Consider the following 16,653-nt stretch of genomic DNA (forward strand, 5'->3'; position numbering starts at 1 on the left):
GGTGAACGCGTACTCCGACGAGCTGATGCCCATCATGCCGATCCATGGGAAGAGCACCATGGTCCAGCGTGGTCTCCGCATGATGTCCCGGTCGGACTCACCGAGCCGGTACACGCGGCCGTTGCCGTCCGTCACCTCCTTGTACGGAATGTGTGACGAGATGTCAGTTGTCGTCATGCCATTTCCTCTACGTCGCAGAACCCTGGTCAGCGCCCCCTGTCCGGTTCTCGTGTGCCGTCAGGACCAGTCCGCCCCGCGATCCACCCCACAGCCGGCCGGGTTCCCTGCACCCTGGCCCGGCCCGGAGGGCGCGTGCGCTCACGAGTCCTGACTTCGCGTCACCACATGTGCAACCCCCTCCACGACGACGGGAACAGTGATCCACTCCACACGGAGCAACTTTGCATACGATATGGAGTAGACCGTATTCTGTAGACGGGTTGCCGCTCTGTCTAGGGGGCGCACTCCGTCTTTCTGGCCCGGATGTCACGCGGAGGTCCGCGTACGCCGCGGCGGACCGCGGCGGGCTCCCATCGGACCACGATCTCCTTTGGGCGTTGGGGTGTTGCTCAGGTCAACGACGCTGCCCAGCGGCACCAGCGCAGGGGCTCCGGGCGGTACGCGGCCGTCGACCCGCGCGGCATCGGACGGCCGACGAGCCGGAACCCGCGAGACCGGCGTTCCACCCCGTCGTGCCACACGTCCCGAGGACGACCCGTCGGCTGTTATGGAGAGGCGGGTCGCCAGGCGGGAGCGCCGCAGGGGCGCACCCCGCCCCTGGGCCTGCCGATGTCGCATTGCCGTGCAGCCCAAGGAAGTTGACGACCTCGCGGATGGTGGGCACCGCATGCTCGTACGATCGCGCGCCGGGTCGTCGACGGCGCTCACGGTGACGCTCATGGCTTTGCGTCGCCGTTCCACTGTGCCGTTGTGAGGTGGGATGACGCCGGGTGGGCGGGCCGGACGGTGCCAGGGGGCGCCTGAGAACACACCGTCCGGCCTCGCACCCGCGCCGCGGCGGCGGACGGTGTCCGCCGCCGCGGGCACGATGAGGGCCGACGCCTCAGTCCAAGGTCATACGGGCGGTACGGGCGGCGCAGTGCGGATACCCGTGGATCCGGGAGACAACACGGTGCACAGCGCGCGACCGACGCCGGCCGGCGTGGCCATGACGGTGGCCGTGGCGACAGCACGTACGCACGAACACACCGTCGGCCGGTTCGAGCGGCATCAGATCACCCCACCGGTCCGCAGCAGAGCCAACTCCTCGTCAGCGAGGCCTAGTTCTCCGACAAAGACCTCTTCGTTGTGCTCGCCGAGCAGCGGCGAGCTGGTGATGTCGACGGGGGAATCGGAGAGCTTGAGCGGGGATCCGACGGTGGCGAACGAGCCGCGCTGCGGGTGCGGCACCTCGACGACCATCTCGTTGGCGACGAGCGAGGCGTCCTCGATAATCTCCTTGGTGGAGAGGATCGGGCCGCACGGGATGTTGTGGGCGTTGAGCTTCTGCAGGACGTCCCACTTGGGGAGCGTCGAGGTCCACTCCTCGACGAGCTGGAACATCTTGCCGAGTTTCGGGAGCCGCGCCTCCGGGGTCGCCCACTCGGGGTCATCGGCCAGCTCGGGCCGCCCGATCAGCTCGCTCAGGGGCTGCCAGCCGACCGGCTGCACGATCACGTACACGTAGTCGTTGGGCCCGCCGGGAGCGCACCTTACGGCCCATCCGGGCTGCCCGCCGCCGGAGGCGTTCCCGGAGCGCGGCACCTCGTCGCCGAAGTCCTCGTTCGGATACTCGACCAACGGGCCGTGCGCGAGCCGCTGTTGATCCCGCAGTTTCACCCGGCACAGATTGAGCACGGCGTGCTGCATGGCCACGTTCACACGCTGCCCACGCCCGGTGTTCTCCCGCTGGAAGAGGGCAGCCAGGATGCCGGCGACGGCATGGATGCCGGTCCCCGAGTCGCCGATCTGCGCGCCGGTGGCGAGCGGCGGCCCGTCCTCGAACCCGGTGGTCGCCATCGACCCGCCCATGGCCTGCGCGACGACCTCGTACGCCTTGAAGTTGGTGTACGGCCCTTCACCGAAGCCCTTGATGGACGCATAGACGATCTTCCGGTTGATCTCCTGAATGCGCTCCCAGGTGAACCCCATCCGGTCGACGGCACCGGGCCCGAAGTTCTCGACCATCACATCGGAGCGCCGGATCAACTCGGTCAGCAGCTCCTTGCCGCGCTCCGTCTTGGTGTTGAGAGTGATGCTCCGCTTATTGCAGTTGAGCATCGTGAAGTACAGGGAGTCGACGTCCGGAAGGTCGCGCAGCTGCTTGCGCGTGACATCGCCGGTCGGCGCCTCCACCTTGATGACGTCCGCGCCGAGCCACGCAAGGAGCTGGGTGGCGGAGGGCCCGGACTGCACGTGTGTCATGTCCAGAACTCGAATGCCTTCTAGTGCCTTTGCCATGGCCGTCCCCACCTCGCTGATATGTCGTGTCGTCGGGTTCGGGCTGAGAGGAACACGGTCGCGCGGGGGCCCGGCCCCACACGCACACCCTGCGCGACGACGGCAGTCATCACGCCTTCAACTCCATACTGTAGATTGCATACCGTATGGGGTCGCCATAATCGTGGCCGCAGCGGGCGTCGTTGTCCAGAGGCCGTACGCGATTCCGCACGAAACCGTCGAGCCGCACCGGAGATTCCCGGTGACGAACGATCGTTCGCGGCACGCACGCAAAGGTTCAGCGGAACGCATGGCACGGCGTCCGCGTGCTCTTCGGACTACTGACTTTCCGGGCGTGGTGTCGTCAGGGTGAGGCCGGTTGTGGCGAGGCGTCCGTCGACGATATCGCTGCGGTACTGGATTCTGGCGGAGGCCCTGTCTCAGGGCTCGCAGCAGGTGGTCGGGGTCGTGAAGGCGGTGTTGGCCTGGTGGCTGCGCCGCAGGATGGACCAGATGTCTTCGATGCCGTACTGCCCGCCGAGCACCTCGTCTCACTGGAGCTCATCGACATGCACCTGTTCGCAGCAGCGACCCAGTCCCTGGGCGAGACCGCACAGCCATCGTGAACCGCGCTGTCGCCGGAGCCGAAGGCCTCCCGGCGCTCACAGCGCTCATCGACAGCTCACCATTACGCAGACGTCGTGGACGCTCGGGCGTTCGCCAGGGCACGTTCAGCCGAGGTCCTTCTCGGTTCACCGACCCCAGGCTCTGCTCGGCGATCATGGACCGAGTCACCTTCAACACGCACATAATCCAGACCGGCATCGACTCCTACCGGCTCGAGCAGACCCGGGACAAGCGCTGAAGCCGCACCTGACCCACCGGTACTCAAAGCGCTTTGCGCCGGGGTGAAGGAGCAGCCTACGGTCCGGGGTCACCGCGGCGCCGAACCGTACGGTTGCTGAAGGGGCCGGAGCCATGGGCATCTACGTCGGGGTCAGAGGCTGGCTTCAATGCGACGCACGAAGGGGCACGCTCAGGATGATGGTGGTGCCCTTCCCGGGAACGCTGCGGAGCGTGAGCTGCGCGTCGATGAGGTCTGCGCGCTCGTGCATGGCGGAGAGCCCCACTCCCTGCACGGTGGAGGCCGGGGGGGTGGCCGCGCGCAGGGCGGGCCAGCGCCTGGAGTCCGGGGGCTGGGGCATTCCGTGCCCGTTGTCGGCAACGGTCAGCGTCATCACATGGCGTTGAGCCTCCATATCGACAGTGAATTCGAGTGGGCTGAGCGTGTTTCACCGCGTTGGTCAGTGCCTCCTGCACGATGCGGTACACGTGGGCCTGCGCTTCCGAGGTCAGTCGGTAGCTGATGTCGGCGCCCTGCGGATCGATCCGGATACCGAAGGTCTCCGAGGTGCACCGGCACAGCGCCTCCAGGGCCGCGCGCAGTCCCAGTTCGTCCAGGACCAAGGAACGCAGACCCCTGATCAGGTGGCGCAGCGAGGTGATCTGGTTGCCCACCAGGGAGCGTGCCTGCTCGATCGCGCTGCGCATGGCCTCGGGGCGGCCGTCGGTGCTCGCCCCCGTCATCTGCTGAGTACCGGCCCGCGTCACCCTAACCGAGCCAGCTCAAGGTGTACCGCCGCAGTGGTGCGCGCGGTATCGCCGGTGGCGAGCAGGTCCAGCAGCGCTCCCCGCAGGGCTGCGAGGACGAGGGTGCGCTGCGCGAGCCCGGCCTCGGTATCACGCACCTCGGTGGGCTGGCCGGCGGCGAGCAGCGCCAGCCAGTCGCCGACCGTATCGCGGGCGAAGCCGGCCCACGGCCCCTCCGGGTCGATGAGGGAGCGGGCATAGCTTTCGACCCAGAGTGTCAGCAGGCCCCGGTGGGCGGCGTCGGACAGCCACCGCCACAGTTCACGGGCGACCGATTGCAGCCCCTCGGGCCCCTCCTGCGAGCCGGCAATCTCCTCGATGACGGCCACCTCGTCGGCTCTGGCCCGCGCGAGCAGGGCGCGGATCAGGCCGTCCTTGCTGCCGAACAGATAGAGCAGCACGCGCGGGCTGGACTGGATCTCCTCGGCGAGCGGGCGCAGGGACAGTTCGGTGAGGCCGCTGCGCAGGGCGTAGGCGTAAGCGGCTTCCAGCAGCTCCTGTCGCCGCGGGGAAGGGTTTGTTTCGGATCGGGTCACCGGGCTAGTCTACTGAAACAGTCGTTTCAGTGATGCGGGAGTGAGGACATCGTGGAGGAGCGTGAGGTGGCCATCCGGCCGCTGGACCGTCCCGGGGACCTGGGATGGGTGGTGATGGCGCACGGCGAGCTCTACGACCGCGAGTTCGACTGGGACACCGGCTTCGAGGCGCTCGTCGCCCGGATCACCGCCGACTACGCCGAGGAGAAGACCCCCGGGCCCCAGGCCGCGTGGATCGCGGAGGTCGACGGGGCGCGGGCCGGCTGCGTCTTCTGCGTACGCGGGGACGACCGAACCGCGAAGCTTCGCCTGCTGCTCGTAGATCCCGCGGCGCGCGGGCTGGGCCTGGGGGCCCGCCTGGTCGAGGAATGCCTGCGGTTCGCGCGGGAGGCGGGGTACGAGTCGATCGCCCTGTGGACCAACGATGTGCTCAGCTCGGCCCGGCGCATCTACCAGAAGCAGGGCTTCGAGCTCGTCACCGAAGAGCCCCACCACAGCTTCGGGCACGACCTCGTCGGCCAGACCTGGCAGCGCCGTCTCTAGCGGAACCGCTGGAGACCGGCACCGTGGCCGCCCCGACAACTCCGGGAAGAATTCCTGCGACGCATCGACGTCCGTTCCGCGACGCCCACTTCCACGTGATCGACAGCCGCTTCCCGCTGTTCGCGAACAACGGGTTCATGGCCCAGGTGTGCCGGCTGCGGCAGGGACCAAGGCGTGTCCGACTGTTGGGCCTGTCCACCGGCGCAGATGGAGGACTGTCGTCAAGCAACGCACCCCGCGGTTGAGCGATCGGCCGCCGATCGTGATGCGATGAAGGAATGAACGAACGGCTGGAAAACCGCACAAATAGCATGTACGCGGGTCACGGTCACCCGGGACGACGGCACACGCCAGACCCTCACCGCCCGGCACGCCGTGGCCATCGCCACCGGCAGCCGCCCGGTGCTGCCCGACATCCCGGGCATCAATGAGGCTCACCCCTGGACGAACCGGCACGGCACCGACTCCAGCAGCGTCCCCGCCCGACTCGCCATCGTCGGCGGCGGCGGGGTCGGCGTCGAGATGGCCACCCTCTGGCAGGGCCTCGGCTCCCAGGTCACGCTGCTCGCCCGCCGCTCCCTGCTGTCCCGGATGGAACCCTTCGCGGGCGAGCTCATCGCGCACGGCCTGACTCAGGCGGGCACAGACGTGCGGATCGGAGTGCAGGTGACCGCTCTGCGCCGCCCCGACCCCGCCGGACCGGTCACCCTCACTCTCGACGTCGGCAGCGAGTTGGAGGTCGACGTAGCCATGTTCGCCACCGGCCGCGCCCCCACACCGACGACCTCGGCCTGGACACGGTCGGCCTCGCCCCGGCCTCCTGGCTGGACGTGGACACAACCTGTCTCGTCCGTGGCGTCGAAGGCGACTGGCTGTACGCCCTCGGCGACGTCAACCACCGCGCTCTTCTCACCCACCAGGGCAAGTACCAGGCCCGGACAGCGGGCGACGCGATCGGCGCGCGTGCCGCCGGTCTCCCGCTGGACGACGCCCCCTGGGGCGACCACGCCACCACCGCCGACCAGCACGCCGTACCGCAGGTCTTCTCCACCGACCCCGAGACGGGCGCGGTGGGCCTGTCCGCCGAGGAAGCAGCCCGGGCCGGCCACCGCACCAAGGTCGTCGACCTTGACTTCAACGCTGCCCAGGGCGCCAACCTCTACGCCGACGGATACCAGGGCCACGCACGGATGGTGGTCGACCTCGACCGGGAGGTCCTGCTCGGGGTGACCTTCGTCGGCTACGGAATCAGCGAACTGCTGCACTCCGCGACCATCGCCATCGCCGGCGAGATACCGCTCAAGCGATTGCGGCACGCGGTCGCCTGCTTCCCGACCGTCAGCGAGATCTGGCTCTTCCTCCTCGCCGCCTACCACCGGAACTAAGGGCTGTCCCGTAATCCCTGGTGGATCAGCGCGCGGCGTCAGATGCGGTGCATCGCAAGGCAGAGGAGCGTCCTCATACTGGGCGTATTCGGGCGTTCCGACAACGCAGCGAGGTGCCGTAGTTGTCGTCGCGCGCCCGCCAGGGATTACGGGACAGCCCTTAGCCGTCTTCAAACGGATCATGCCCAGAGCAGGCATGACGCCAGGCTGACCGCTACTTCGTAGGAGGTGGCAGTCTTGTCGCACCTGGTCGGTTTTGTCCGAGATGGTGTGGACGATGCCGCGCCGTCGCAGGTGAGCGCGAAATCCGCGGGAGCTGTAGGCCTTTTCGCATCCCTCTGTGCGGACGACGGTGCAGACAGCTGTGGGTGCAGCTCTCTTCACGCAGCTCAGAAGCGGCGCGGACGACCATGACGGTTGCAACACCCGCGGTGGACGGAGACGCGGAGCGAATCCAGATCAGAGCCCGCCCTCCAAAGGGAATGAGAATTTGCCTAAATCTTTTAGGCTGTTGCATAATCTGTTCTGGTAAACGAGAGGACAGGTATGGCACGCGCAGGACTGACGACGGAGCGCCTGACCCAGGCAGGAGCGGAACTGGCCGACGATGTCGGTTTCGACCAGGTGACCCCCTCGGCGCTCGCCCGGCGGTTCGACGTCAAGGTCGCGAGTCTGTACTCGCACCTGAAGAACTCCCAGGACCTCAAGACCAGGATCGCCCTGTTCGCCCTGGAGGAACTCGCCGACCGGGGCGCCGCCGACCTGGCCGGGCGGGCAGGCAAGGACGCGCTGGCCGCCTTCGCGAACGTCTACCGCGACTACGCCCGCGAACATCCCGGCCGCTATGCCGCGGCCCAGATGAAACTGACCCCGGAAGCAGCGGCCGCGAGTGCCGGTGGCCGGCACTCGCAGATGACGCGGGCGATCCTGCGCGGCTACGACCTGACAGAACCGGACCAGACGCACGCGGTCCGGATGCTGGGCAGCGTCTTCCACGGCTACGTCAGCCTGGAGGCGCAGGGCGGGTTCAGCCACAGCTCCCCCGATTCGCAGGAGAGCTGGGAACGGATCCTCGACGCCATGGACGCCCTGCTGCGCAACTGGCCCACCCCCTGACCAGGGCCCCACGAATCTTCGACCAACGGATGACGACGACTATGCACACCCAGCACGACAGCAACTGGATCACGACGCCCATCACCGCCGACCTCCTGCGCGGCGCCCTCGATTTCGTGGAACTGGACACGCTGCCAACCAAGCGGAGCTACGTAGGCGCCCCTCCCCGCCCGGACGGCGTGTACGACCTGCTCGTCGACGGCCGCCTGACCGGCCAGGCGAGCGCGACCGGCGGCAACTCCCTGACTATCGACATGACCACCGGCACCGTCGAGCAGACACCCGGCCCGGCCGGTACCCTCCGCTTCAGCGATCTGCCCGACGACGTCAAGGACGTCGAGATCTGGCTGCCGCACAACGAGACCACCGAACTCGTCGCCCTGCGGACCGACGCCCCCGCCGAACCCCTACGGCACGGGGGCCGCAAGGTGTGGCTGCACCACGGCAGTTCGATCAGCCATGGCTCCGACGCCGCAAGCCCCACCACCACCTGGCCCGCACTCGCCGCCTCTCTCGGCGCCGTAGAACTGATCAACCTGGGCCTGGGCGGCAGCGCCCTGCTCGACCCGTTCACCGCCCGCACGCTGCGCGACACCCCAGCAGACCCGATCAGCGTCAAGATCGGCATCAACCTGGTCAACACCGACCTGATGCGCCTGCGTGCCTTCACTCCCGCCGTCCACGGCTTCCTCGACACCATCCGCGAAGGCCACCCCAGCACACCGCTGCTGATCGTTTCGCCCATCCTGTGCCCCATCCACGAGGACACCCCCGGCCCCAGCGCCCCGGACTTCACCAGCCTCAGCACCGGGCAACTGCAGTTCCGAGCAACGGGCGATCCGGCGGAACGCGCGAGCGGCAAGCTGACCCTGGGCGTCATCCGGGACGAACTGGCCCGGATCGTGGAGCAACGAACCGCCGACGATCCGAACCTGCGCTACCTCGACGGCCGCGACCTCTACGGCGCGGCCGACTTTGCCGAACTGCCGCTGCCCGACCAGCTCCACCCGGACGCCACCACACACCGCCGCATCGGCGAACGCTTCGCCCAGCTCGCCTTCACCACCAACGGCCCCTTCGCGGACCACACTTCCTGAAGACGGGTTCTGTCGCCAGGTACTGACACTCTCGTGTCGTCCGACAGAAGCACCGTCCCCGTGGGTCGCGCCGCTTCGGTAGAGCGCGGGACTGGTGCCGCGGCGGCCGCCCCCAACCTGCCGAGGTGACCGCGGCGGTGGGCAAAAGGTGTTGGCCGCCGCTCGCCGAGCCTGGATAATTTCGCGCGTCGGGGCGGAGAGATGCATGGATGTGTTCGCGTGTGCGCGGTGCGGTGCCTTGCTGACCGCCCCCGTGTCGCAGATCGCGCTGCCCGTTCATGCACGCCATTGCTACGGACATCAACTGCTCCCCGCGCTCATGGAGCCGGGGACGTATGCCGTCGACCCGGAGCCTTCCGGGCCGCCGTGGCGGCCGTGGAGCGAGATCGGGGTGGACAGCGCGGAAGCCCGAGGCGTGTTCGCGCCGGTCGGCTCCCTCTCCTTCGGAGAGGCGGGAGCGATCGTCGTCGCGCCGGGTGACGCCCGCGGCACCGTCCTGATGCCCGAACGATGCGGCGGCTACTGCATGGGGCTGGACGGGAGGGACGGCCCGAACCTGGCATGCGCGCAATGCGGCCAGGCGGTGGCGACCCGCATCGACGACTGCTCGTTCTGGCAGACGGTGTGGCTCGCCCCGCACGCCGTGCGCCGCCTCCCCGCAGACGCTCCCGCTTGCCGGACCATCAGCTGGGAGGCGCTGGCACAGGGGCCGCAGGGCACTCCCCCGGTCGAGCAGTCAGGGGCGTGGAGCCCGCGGTGGGAGGCGGCCGTCGGGGCGGCGCTGGCCCACCTGCTGGCAGCCTCGGCGGGCACACGCGTGGCCGTCCCCGACGGCCTCGTCGCGGACACGTTCGGCCGCGCGCTCGACACGCTGCTCCCGCCGGGGCCGCCGACGAAGAACGCAGCCTTGGGCGGACCGGGCCTGCCTGCCCCCGGCCCCACCCCTGACGTCGTCCTGGTTCCGCGGCATCCGCAGACGGGGAAGGCATGGCAACCGTTCGGCACCGCGGACATCGTGCCGTTGACCGCCGACGTGTGGATGCATCTGGCCTTCCCCCACGAACGGTTGCCAGTCCCCGTCACAGGCGGAATGCCCGTCGGCGTCCTCCGCGACGATCCGCTGCCGCTGCGTCCACGCGGGCCGTTCCGGCCCGATTCGACAGTGTTCCTTGCCACGCTGGCACGGCTGCCCGCCGTCCGTCAGCCCTGGCTGCGCAGGATCTACGACCAGGTGAAGGACCACCCGTACGCTCGCCCGTTCTAGCTGGGCGCATGGCGGCGAAGAAGTCGTGTCGGTGCCCTCTGTGGTGACGGCTCGGGAGCATCCGCAGGCTGCCCTTGTCCCGCCTGCAGCGCCAGAAGGCGTAGCCGCGGTCCCACGCCGGGAAGTCCACGGGCATCGCCCGCTGCGTGAGAGGGCTCACCGAGCAGCGGCAACCTACCCGATGTCAACCACGCGTGCCCATGCCGGTGGGGAGTCCGGAACGTAGTCGGGATCGCCCTCGTCCCACGACCGGGCCTCAAACTGTCGGGGGAACAGACCCACCACCGTCCGGCACGATGGTTGCGAGCTCGGCCAGGGCGTCTGCCCGTCGGTCAGGACCACGATGACGTCCGGTCGGGGCCGCGCTCTGAGCGCCTTGGCGAAGCCCGTGCGCAGATCCGTGCCCCCGCCGCCTACCAGCGGTATTCCCTCGGCACGGCACAGCGGGTGCACGACCCGGGCCGATGCGTCGCACGGGAGGACGGTGATCAGGTCGCGCCGGCCGCCCACGGCTCGGGAGATCGCGGCAACCTCGAGCAGCGCGCTGCCCAGTTCGACGTCGCTGACCGAGCCCGAGGTGTCGATGACCACGGAGACCCGGGGCGGCCGGCGCCTCAGGCTCGGCAGAATGACGCCGGGCACCCCGGCTGAGCGCCGCGACGGGCGGCCGTAGGTGTAGTCCTCGCCTGCGCCGGGACCTGACGTTGCCGAGCGGAGTGCGGCTCCCAGTAGCTCCCGCCACGGCTGCGGCGGGTGGAACGCCTCCTCCGCCCACCGCTGCCACCCCTTCGGGGTGTTCCCCGGGCGGCCGGTGATGCCCTGCGCCACCCGGAACCGGACCGCGTCCCGCTCCTGCGCGCTGAGGCCGTGCGCGCCGTCCGGTCCCAGGTCCCACTCCCTTTCCAGTCCGTCCGCGCCACTGCCGCAGTCCAGCCAGGCGAGGCTCTGCGTATGCGGACCGAGCCGGAATTGGCGCAGGTAGTCCTCCATGAGCTCTCCCTCGGGGAGCCCCAGAAGTCCCGGCTCGACCGCACCTTCGGGCCGGACCAGCCCGTCGCCGAACGCGTCGTCGTTGATCTCGCAGTCCGCAGCGATGTTCATCCGCAGCCGTTCCGCCGGGCCGGTCAGCCCGCGCTCCCGCGCGACCCGGTCACTGCGCCCATGATGGTCGCGCAGCAGGTGCGACACCTCATGCACCCATACCCCGGCCAGTTCCTCCACCGGGGTGCGGTCCACGAACGCGGATGAGACGTAGCACCGCCAGTGCCGGTCGACGGCCATCGTGGGTACCCGCCGCGATTCCACAGTGTGCAGGGCGAACAGCGCCGTCGCCAAGTAGGGGCGGACCCGGGCGGCGTGCAGCCGGGCGGCGAAGAGCTTGTCGAGGTCCAGTGCCCCGGTTGCGTCCGGGGTCATCGGCCGGCCTTCGCGGCGACCGCGATCCGGGCCGTGGCGCGGTCCGCGGCCCGGTCTGCCCGCTGGGACAGGGACACCGCTCCGGCGAGCTGTTCGATCGATGGTGGAACGTCCCAGTCCTCTTGGCGCAGCGAGGCGAGTGTGGTCGCGGGGACGACCACCAGGTCCTGGGCTCCGGTCTCCAGCGCCCGGACCAGGAGCGCCCAGGCTGCGTCCCAGCGGGACTTCTCCGGGCGGTTGCGGACGGCCGCCACCACACCGTCGAGTACGGCTTGGCGCAGATCTCCCCGCTCGGGCAGGTCGGCCCCCGCCGGGTCGGTGAGAAGCGCCTCGGGGTCCGGGAGGTCCATCCGGTCGAGGCTCGCCAGCAGTTCAAGCCCTGGGCCGTCGCCCACTGTGCCCCTGACCAGCAGGGACAGCACGTCCCGGGAGGAGCCGGCCGCGGTCGCGAAGGCGATCAGGCTCAGCGTCATCTCCCAGCTCCGGGGGGACGGCCAGGGGCCGCCGCGGCGCGTTTCGCTGCTGGGCAGTTGGTGTACGAGTTTGGGGCGCCCGGTGAGGAGCCCGCACACCGCACGGCGGGCGAAGTCCACGGCCTCCGGTAGTTTCTCGGGCTTGAGCTCCGGCAGGGTGGCCCGGGGCCACGTCCCACCGAGGCCGCGTACCACGACCTCGTGGTCGTGGGTCCACTGGAGATGGACGAACCGGTTGGCCAGCGGCGGGCTCAGCTCCCAGCCGTCGGCTGCCGAGGACCTCGGATTGGCGGCGGCCACGATCCGTACCCCGGGCGGCAGTTGGAGGGCGCCGATCCGCCGTTCGAGCACGAGGCGGAGCAGGGCGGCCTGAACGGCCGGAGGCGCGGTGGACAGCTCGTCCAGGAACAGCAGCCCCCGGCCGGCCCGAACCAGCCGCACGGCCCAGTCCGGCGGGGCCATCGGGACACCCTGTTCCGCGGGATCGTCTCCGACAATGGGCAGCCCCGAGAAGTCGGACGGCTCGTGCACACTGGCGATGACTGTGGTCAGCGGAAGGTCCAGGGACGCGGCGAGTTGGGTCAGGGCCGCGGTCTTGCCGATCCCCGGCTCACCCCACAGGAGTACGGGCAGATCGGCGGCCACTGCCAGCGTCAGGGCCTCCAGTTGTGTGTCGGGGCGCGGTTCGGTGGTGGTGTCGCGCAGCAGGGCCATCAATGCGTCGGCGACGTCGAGTTGGGAGGCCTGGGCTGCGGCGGAGGGGATGTCGGTTGCGGCGAACGGGGCGCATGTGGGCATGTGTGATCACCTATGGGTTCGTGGTGAGGCGAGTGGGTGCGGGGGACGGAGGTCCCCGGGTCAGTGGGACGTCGCGTGGCGCTGGTGCGGGCGGCGGTCACGGGGATGGCGACGGTCCGGGCGGTAGCGGGCAGGTCCGGGTCCGATCAGGTCCGCCCTGAACAGTCCGTAGGCGATCCGCCGCTGCGCGGCCGCCTCCAGTTCGTCCCGCAGAGCGCCGCTGCGCAGCACGGCGTCGGGGCCCAGCAGGCCCTCGACGACGGCCAGCGCACCGGCGACGTCGCCGTGGTGGAGGCGTTCGCGGACGCCGGTGAGGCAGTCCGGATGACGGTGCGCCTGGTCGATCGCCTGCAGGCAGGGAAGCGGGGTACCGGTCAATGCGACCAGCAGTTCCTCCCGGCGAATCTCGGCCGGGTCATGGTCCAGCGGGGCCAGTACCCCGTTGACCAGGCCGATCCGGTGCTGGGCTCCTCGGCATTCCACGAGGAGCGGTTGTCCTGCCCCGTCCGGAATCGGGGAGAAACCGGCCGGCGAATGATCCGGTACCAGTGCCGAGGCGACCAGCGGGTGCAGCCGATCGGCCTCGATCGAGCCGGTGCGGATCAGTTCCAGGTCGGGCAGCAACCAGGTCGCCGCGTCGGGCAGGACCGGCAGCGCGGCGGCGCCGTCATCCGTGTTCGCCGCCGCGATCCGCAAGGCGGGCGGCCCGAGGCCGTCCCTGTCAGCGACCAGGTCCACGAACAGCCGATGTCGGCCCCCGAACCGCACAGTGACGGTACCGGCGGGCCGCCCCTCGGCGTGGAGCAGTATCCCTGCCTCGGCTGCCCACCGGTCAACGTCACAGCGGCGCCCCTGCGGCACCGTCCCCAGCAGCTCCGGGTCCAGCACAGGGCGGCCGTCGGCGGGCAGCCGATCGGCCCCGGACCGGATCCGCAGCTCATCGGTCCTGCGCGCGTCCCACAGGTGGCGGTGCAGGTCGAGGCGGAACCGTCGGTTCGGATGGGGATGCGGATGACGGCGGGCGCCGGCCTCGGAGTGGGATCCATCCCACAGCGCGAGGCTGATCCGCTGGCCGGCATCCGCCCAAGCCGGCGGAGTCCGGACCACGAGGTGCACCGGGCTTGTGCCGTCACGCCCCTCAGCGTCGTATCGAGCCAGAGCGATCGTCAGACCTGGGCGCAGCAGCCCGTGAGGACCGATCCTCGGCATATGCCAGCGCAACAGGTCGGGAGCGAGATGGCGGAGATCAGCCCGGATCTGGGCTGCGAGTTCCTGTCCATGGGTGCGCGCCACGGATCGTGGATTGAGATCGACATCGAAGCCTGCGGCGGCGCACGCCCCTGCCCAGTCCCCGGCCCGACGGCGAGCGGTCGCAGTCTCGATCATGGACGGCGGCACGGCGAACTCGCGCACGCGCAGCCAGAAGGAAAGGTGGGAATCCCCATACGCGGTCTGAGTGAGCATCAGCACTCACCTTGCGCGGACGGGACCCCCAATCGGCTAACAGAGTGAGTCATCATCGTGGGGCAGCCTATCCGCTCCTCGTTCCGATCTGCCAGGTGTTTTGGTCGGAACGCCACCCTGGCCCTGACAGCGGACGCGACGCGCACGGACTGCGAGTCAATCGCGTCGCGTCGGGCGGGAGGCTTGCGGTGACGAGTTGCGGAAGCGCGATCGACGAAGGTGTGAGTACGAGCGTGGCAATCGAGTCCAGTCCCGCAGAGCGGAGTGGATCCCAGCCGACATTGGACCAGTCGCGCTCTTGAAACGGGTCGATGATGACGTGCCGTGGGCGCGGCGGACTGACATTGGCCAGTGCCTCACCGATCGCGAGCGCGGAACTGGCGTACGCAAGACCGACCTCGACAACTGTCTCGGCACCCTCGGAGATCAACAGATCGCGTAGCAGGTCGCAGTCGCATTCGCATTCGGGCAGCGTGACCGTCTCGAAGTCCCCCTCGCGGTCCCGCGTCCATGGTGGCCCCTCCCGCACGAGCTGACGGCGTACCTCGCGGACACGCGTCCTCCAGTGCTCCGTTTTCAGCATGTCGGCCACTCCGCCACGCCATAGGGCACATCCGGGCGATCACCAGCGGAGCGAGATGATGGTCGACAACACAGGGGAAGGGGACTCGATCCGTGGACAACGTCGAGATCGATGAGAGCTTGGTGCGGGCCCTCCTGGAGGCTCTCCGCGCGATGGACTTCAAGACCGTAACCGCGGGCAATGTCCAGGACATCGATGCCGGCGATGTCCAGGTAGTCGCCCTCGGGGACATGCAGGATCTCGGAGAATTCCTGAAGCGCACGGTATTTGGTGTTGTTGCAGACCACGAAGGTCACCGGGACCTGGTAGCGGACAGCACTCCAGAGGGCGGACGTCGTGTACTGCATGGCCCCGTCCCCGATCAAGGCGATGACGGGCCGCTCAGGGCAGCCGAGTCGCAGTCCGATGCGGCGGGCAGCCCCCAGCCGAGACCGCCGGCCGCTGGGTAGAACAGGGACTTCGCCCGCGTGATGGTGAGGCGGTCGCGCAGCATGTCCGCCGAGGTCCACTCCAGCGCGATCACGGCGTCGTCGTTCTTGCCACGGTCGATGGCGTCGAGAATAGCCTCCGCGGTGAATGCGGGCCCTGTGGTGTCCGCCTCGGCAATGGCACGCGGGACGGGCCAGGGACGGTCGGTCTGCGAGATCGCGTCGGCGAGGCGGGCCAGGGCGTCGGACGGGTCACCGACGACGATGCGTCCGAACGGGGCACGCGCGGCTTCGTCCGGATCGTCGGTGACTGCGTACAGGCTGACGCCTGGCCGCAGGAAGTCACTCCTGCTGGGCGCGTGGTAGCGGAAGACCGGCGCTCCGAAACAGACGACGGCGTCATAGCCAGCGAGCACCTCGGCGACCGCACCGACAGCAGACGGCAACTGGCCCTGGTAGCAGGGATGGCGCGTGGGGAAGGGTGCACGCGGCGGGCTGGGTGCACCGCGTCGGCGATCGCCGACGCCGTGCACCACGCCGCCGGTATCCGCGTCCGGGATCTGCCGATCACCCTCGACAAGCTCCTGCAGCACTGAAACATAGCGAGTACGCAGACGTGGCGGTCTGGAAAGCCGGTGTCTTGGGTCAGCTTCAGCTCCTCGAACAGCTCCTTCGAGGCTTCGGCCGGCGTCCGTGACGCCTTGGGTCTGCTCGGCTCCTGCGACGCCTTCGAAGACCTCGGATGCATGGCCTGGATTCGCGGAACCAGGAACGTACGCGCAGGGCCGTGGGATCATCGGGCCGCCGGGTAGGCACGTATCTCCGTGAAGGGTGGTGGCTGGATGTGGCTGCCGGCTGGGAGTGGGACGACACGTTGTTCTCGGGCACGGCCGCCTACTACCAGCGCGGGAGGCTCCCTTATGCCCCCGGGCTGGTGGACGTGCTCGCCGAGGTTCTGAAGCTCGACGGGCGAGGGCGCCTCGTCGACGTGGGATGTGGACCGGGCACCCTTGCCCTGACTCTGGCGCACTTGTTCAGTGAGATCGTCGGTGTGGACCCGGACAGCGGGATGATCGCCGACGCCCGGCGCAGGGCCGCCGAGGCGGCGGTAACCGGGAAGGCCCAGTGGGTACAGGCCCGGGCTGAGGATCTGCCCGCAGGTCTTGGAACGTTCACCGTCGCGGCCTTCGGCCAGTCCTTCCACTGGATGGATCGCGACCTGGTGGCGGCAACCATCAGGGACATGCTCCGGCCCGGCGGAGCGCTGGTGCACATCTCGGACTTGAAGACGGAGACCCGATCCGTCGACGGTCTTCTTTTTCCGGCGGTGCCCTACGCAGCGATGGATGAGCTGGTCAAGCACTACCTAGTAGGGCTTGGTCAGGTCTGTATGGGTGTGGGTGTGCCGCGATGGCAGGTGGGGCAGGCGCCGGTCCAGGCTGCGAGCAGGAGCTGCAGCTC

Annotated in this window: 17 protein-coding genes and 3 pseudogenes; 9 read left to right on the forward strand and 11 right to left on the reverse strand. The window is 69.3% G+C overall.

Going from position 1 to position 16,653, the window contains the following annotated elements; all coding sequences use genetic code 11:
• From ABZV38_RS35210 to frc, 3 genes and pseudogenes are all read right to left on the reverse strand, one after another.
• A pseudogene (locus tag ABZV38_RS35210) lies at positions 1–177 on the reverse strand (MFS transporter); the annotation flags it as partial.
• A gap of 275 nt (positions 178–452) precedes the next feature.
• Positions 453–701 (reverse strand): annotated as a pseudogene (locus ABZV38_RS35215) (hypothetical protein); the annotation flags it as partial.
• A 529-nt stretch (positions 702–1,230) separates the two neighbouring features.
• Entirely contained in the window at positions 1,231–2,460 is a 1,230-nt protein-coding gene (frc, locus tag ABZV38_RS35220; RefSeq protein ID WP_356332524.1) for a formyl-CoA transferase, read from the reverse strand.
• 467 nt (positions 2,461–2,927) lie between these two features.
• Here frc and ABZV38_RS35225 point away from each other — a divergent pair, with 467 nt between their 5' ends.
• On the forward strand, positions 2,928–3,065 hold the full coding sequence (locus tag ABZV38_RS35225) for a hypothetical protein (RefSeq protein WP_356332525.1): 138 nt from the start codon (positions 2,928–2,930) through the stop codon (positions 3,063–3,065).
• Entirely contained in the window at positions 3,062–3,304 is a 243-nt protein-coding gene (locus ABZV38_RS35230) for an ATP-binding protein (protein ID WP_356332527.1), read from the forward strand. Before ABZV38_RS35225 ends, ABZV38_RS35230 begins: the two co-directional genes overlap by 4 nt.
• 145 nt (positions 3,305–3,449) lie before the next feature.
• On the opposite strand, the gene ABZV38_RS35235 is transcribed toward ABZV38_RS35230, so the two are convergent.
• Positions 3,450–3,698: an ATP-binding protein gene (locus ABZV38_RS35235; protein ID WP_356332528.1), complete on the reverse strand. Its 249-nt coding sequence runs from the start codon at positions 3,696–3,698 to the stop codon at positions 3,450–3,452.
• 107 nt (positions 3,699–3,805) lie between these two features.
• Between ABZV38_RS35235 and ABZV38_RS35240 the strand changes: the two genes are divergently transcribed.
• Entirely contained in the window at positions 3,806–4,033 is a 228-nt protein-coding gene (locus tag ABZV38_RS35240) for a hypothetical protein (RefSeq protein ID WP_356332529.1), read from the forward strand.
• A gap of 13 nt (positions 4,034–4,046) precedes the next feature.
• On the opposite strand, the gene ABZV38_RS35245 is transcribed toward ABZV38_RS35240, so the two are convergent.
• Positions 4,047–4,625, reverse strand: a complete 579-nt coding sequence (locus ABZV38_RS35245) for a TetR/AcrR family transcriptional regulator (RefSeq protein ID WP_356332530.1) — start codon at positions 4,623–4,625, stop codon at positions 4,047–4,049.
• Positions 4,626–4,676: 51 nt separating this feature from the next.
• Between ABZV38_RS35245 and ABZV38_RS35250 the strand changes: the two genes are divergently transcribed.
• The 5 genes and pseudogenes from ABZV38_RS35250 to ABZV38_RS35270 all read left to right on the forward strand — a co-directional run bounded on the left by ABZV38_RS35250 (position 4,677) and on the right by ABZV38_RS35270 (position 10,030).
• Positions 4,677–5,168, forward strand: coding sequence for a GNAT family N-acetyltransferase (locus ABZV38_RS35250; RefSeq protein WP_356332531.1), 492 nt, complete (start codon positions 4,677–4,679; stop codon positions 5,166–5,168).
• A gap of 321 nt (positions 5,169–5,489) precedes the next feature.
• A pseudogene (locus ABZV38_RS35255) lies at positions 5,490–6,553 on the forward strand (FAD-dependent oxidoreductase); the annotation flags it as partial.
• A gap of 546 nt (positions 6,554–7,099) precedes the next feature.
• Positions 7,100–7,669, forward strand: a complete 570-nt coding sequence (locus tag ABZV38_RS35260; RefSeq protein WP_356332532.1) for a TetR-like C-terminal domain-containing protein — start codon at positions 7,100–7,102, stop codon at positions 7,667–7,669.
• Between the two features lie 41 nt (positions 7,670–7,710).
• Positions 7,711–8,766, forward strand: coding sequence for an SGNH/GDSL hydrolase family protein (locus tag ABZV38_RS35265; protein ID WP_356332540.1), 1,056 nt, complete (start codon positions 7,711–7,713; stop codon positions 8,764–8,766).
• A 205-nt stretch (positions 8,767–8,971) separates the two neighbouring features.
• The gene (locus ABZV38_RS35270) at positions 8,972–10,030 is read left to right on the forward strand and encodes a hypothetical protein (RefSeq protein ID WP_356332533.1); all 1,059 of its coding nucleotides are present in this window, start codon (positions 8,972–8,974) and stop codon (positions 10,028–10,030) included.
• Between the two features lie 174 nt (positions 10,031–10,204).
• Here ABZV38_RS35270 and ABZV38_RS35275 read toward each other — a convergent pair whose 3' ends face one another.
• From ABZV38_RS35275 to ABZV38_RS35300, 6 genes are all read right to left on the reverse strand, one after another.
• Positions 10,205–11,446 (reverse strand): VWA-like domain-containing protein, encoded by a 1,242-nt coding sequence (locus tag ABZV38_RS35275; protein ID WP_356332534.1) that lies wholly within the window; start codon positions 11,444–11,446, stop codon positions 10,205–10,207.
• Positions 11,443–12,717 (reverse strand): MoxR family ATPase, encoded by a 1,275-nt coding sequence (locus ABZV38_RS35280; protein ID WP_356332535.1) that lies wholly within the window; start codon positions 12,715–12,717, stop codon positions 11,443–11,445. The genes ABZV38_RS35275 and ABZV38_RS35280 overlap by 4 nt, the downstream gene beginning before the upstream one ends.
• A 60-nt stretch (positions 12,718–12,777) precedes the next feature.
• Complete coding sequence (locus tag ABZV38_RS35285; RefSeq protein WP_356332536.1) at positions 12,778–14,181, reverse strand: hypothetical protein; 1,404 nt, start codon at positions 14,179–14,181, stop codon at positions 12,778–12,780.
• A gap of 67 nt (positions 14,182–14,248) precedes the next feature.
• The gene (locus tag ABZV38_RS35290) at positions 14,249–14,773 is read right to left on the reverse strand and encodes a hypothetical protein (RefSeq protein WP_356332537.1); all 525 of its coding nucleotides are present in this window, start codon (positions 14,771–14,773) and stop codon (positions 14,249–14,251) included.
• Complete coding sequence (locus ABZV38_RS35295) at positions 14,758–15,111, reverse strand: thiamine pyrophosphate-dependent enzyme (protein ID WP_356332538.1); 354 nt, start codon at positions 15,109–15,111, stop codon at positions 14,758–14,760. The genes ABZV38_RS35290 and ABZV38_RS35295 overlap by 16 nt, the downstream gene beginning before the upstream one ends.
• 14 nt (positions 15,112–15,125) lie before the next feature.
• On the reverse strand, positions 15,126–15,638 hold the full coding sequence (locus ABZV38_RS35300; protein WP_356332539.1) for a hypothetical protein: 513 nt from the start codon (positions 15,636–15,638) through the stop codon (positions 15,126–15,128).
• A gap of 398 nt (positions 15,639–16,036) precedes the next feature.
• Here ABZV38_RS35300 and ABZV38_RS35305 point away from each other — a divergent pair.
• Positions 16,037–16,653: class I SAM-dependent methyltransferase (locus ABZV38_RS35305; protein WP_356332541.1), on the forward strand; the 617-nt coding region annotated here is incomplete at its 3' end.

This window comes from Streptomyces sp. NPDC005181 (assembly GCF_040608395.1).
Classification (GTDB): Bacteria; Actinomycetota; Actinomycetes; order Streptomycetales; family Streptomycetaceae; genus Streptomyces.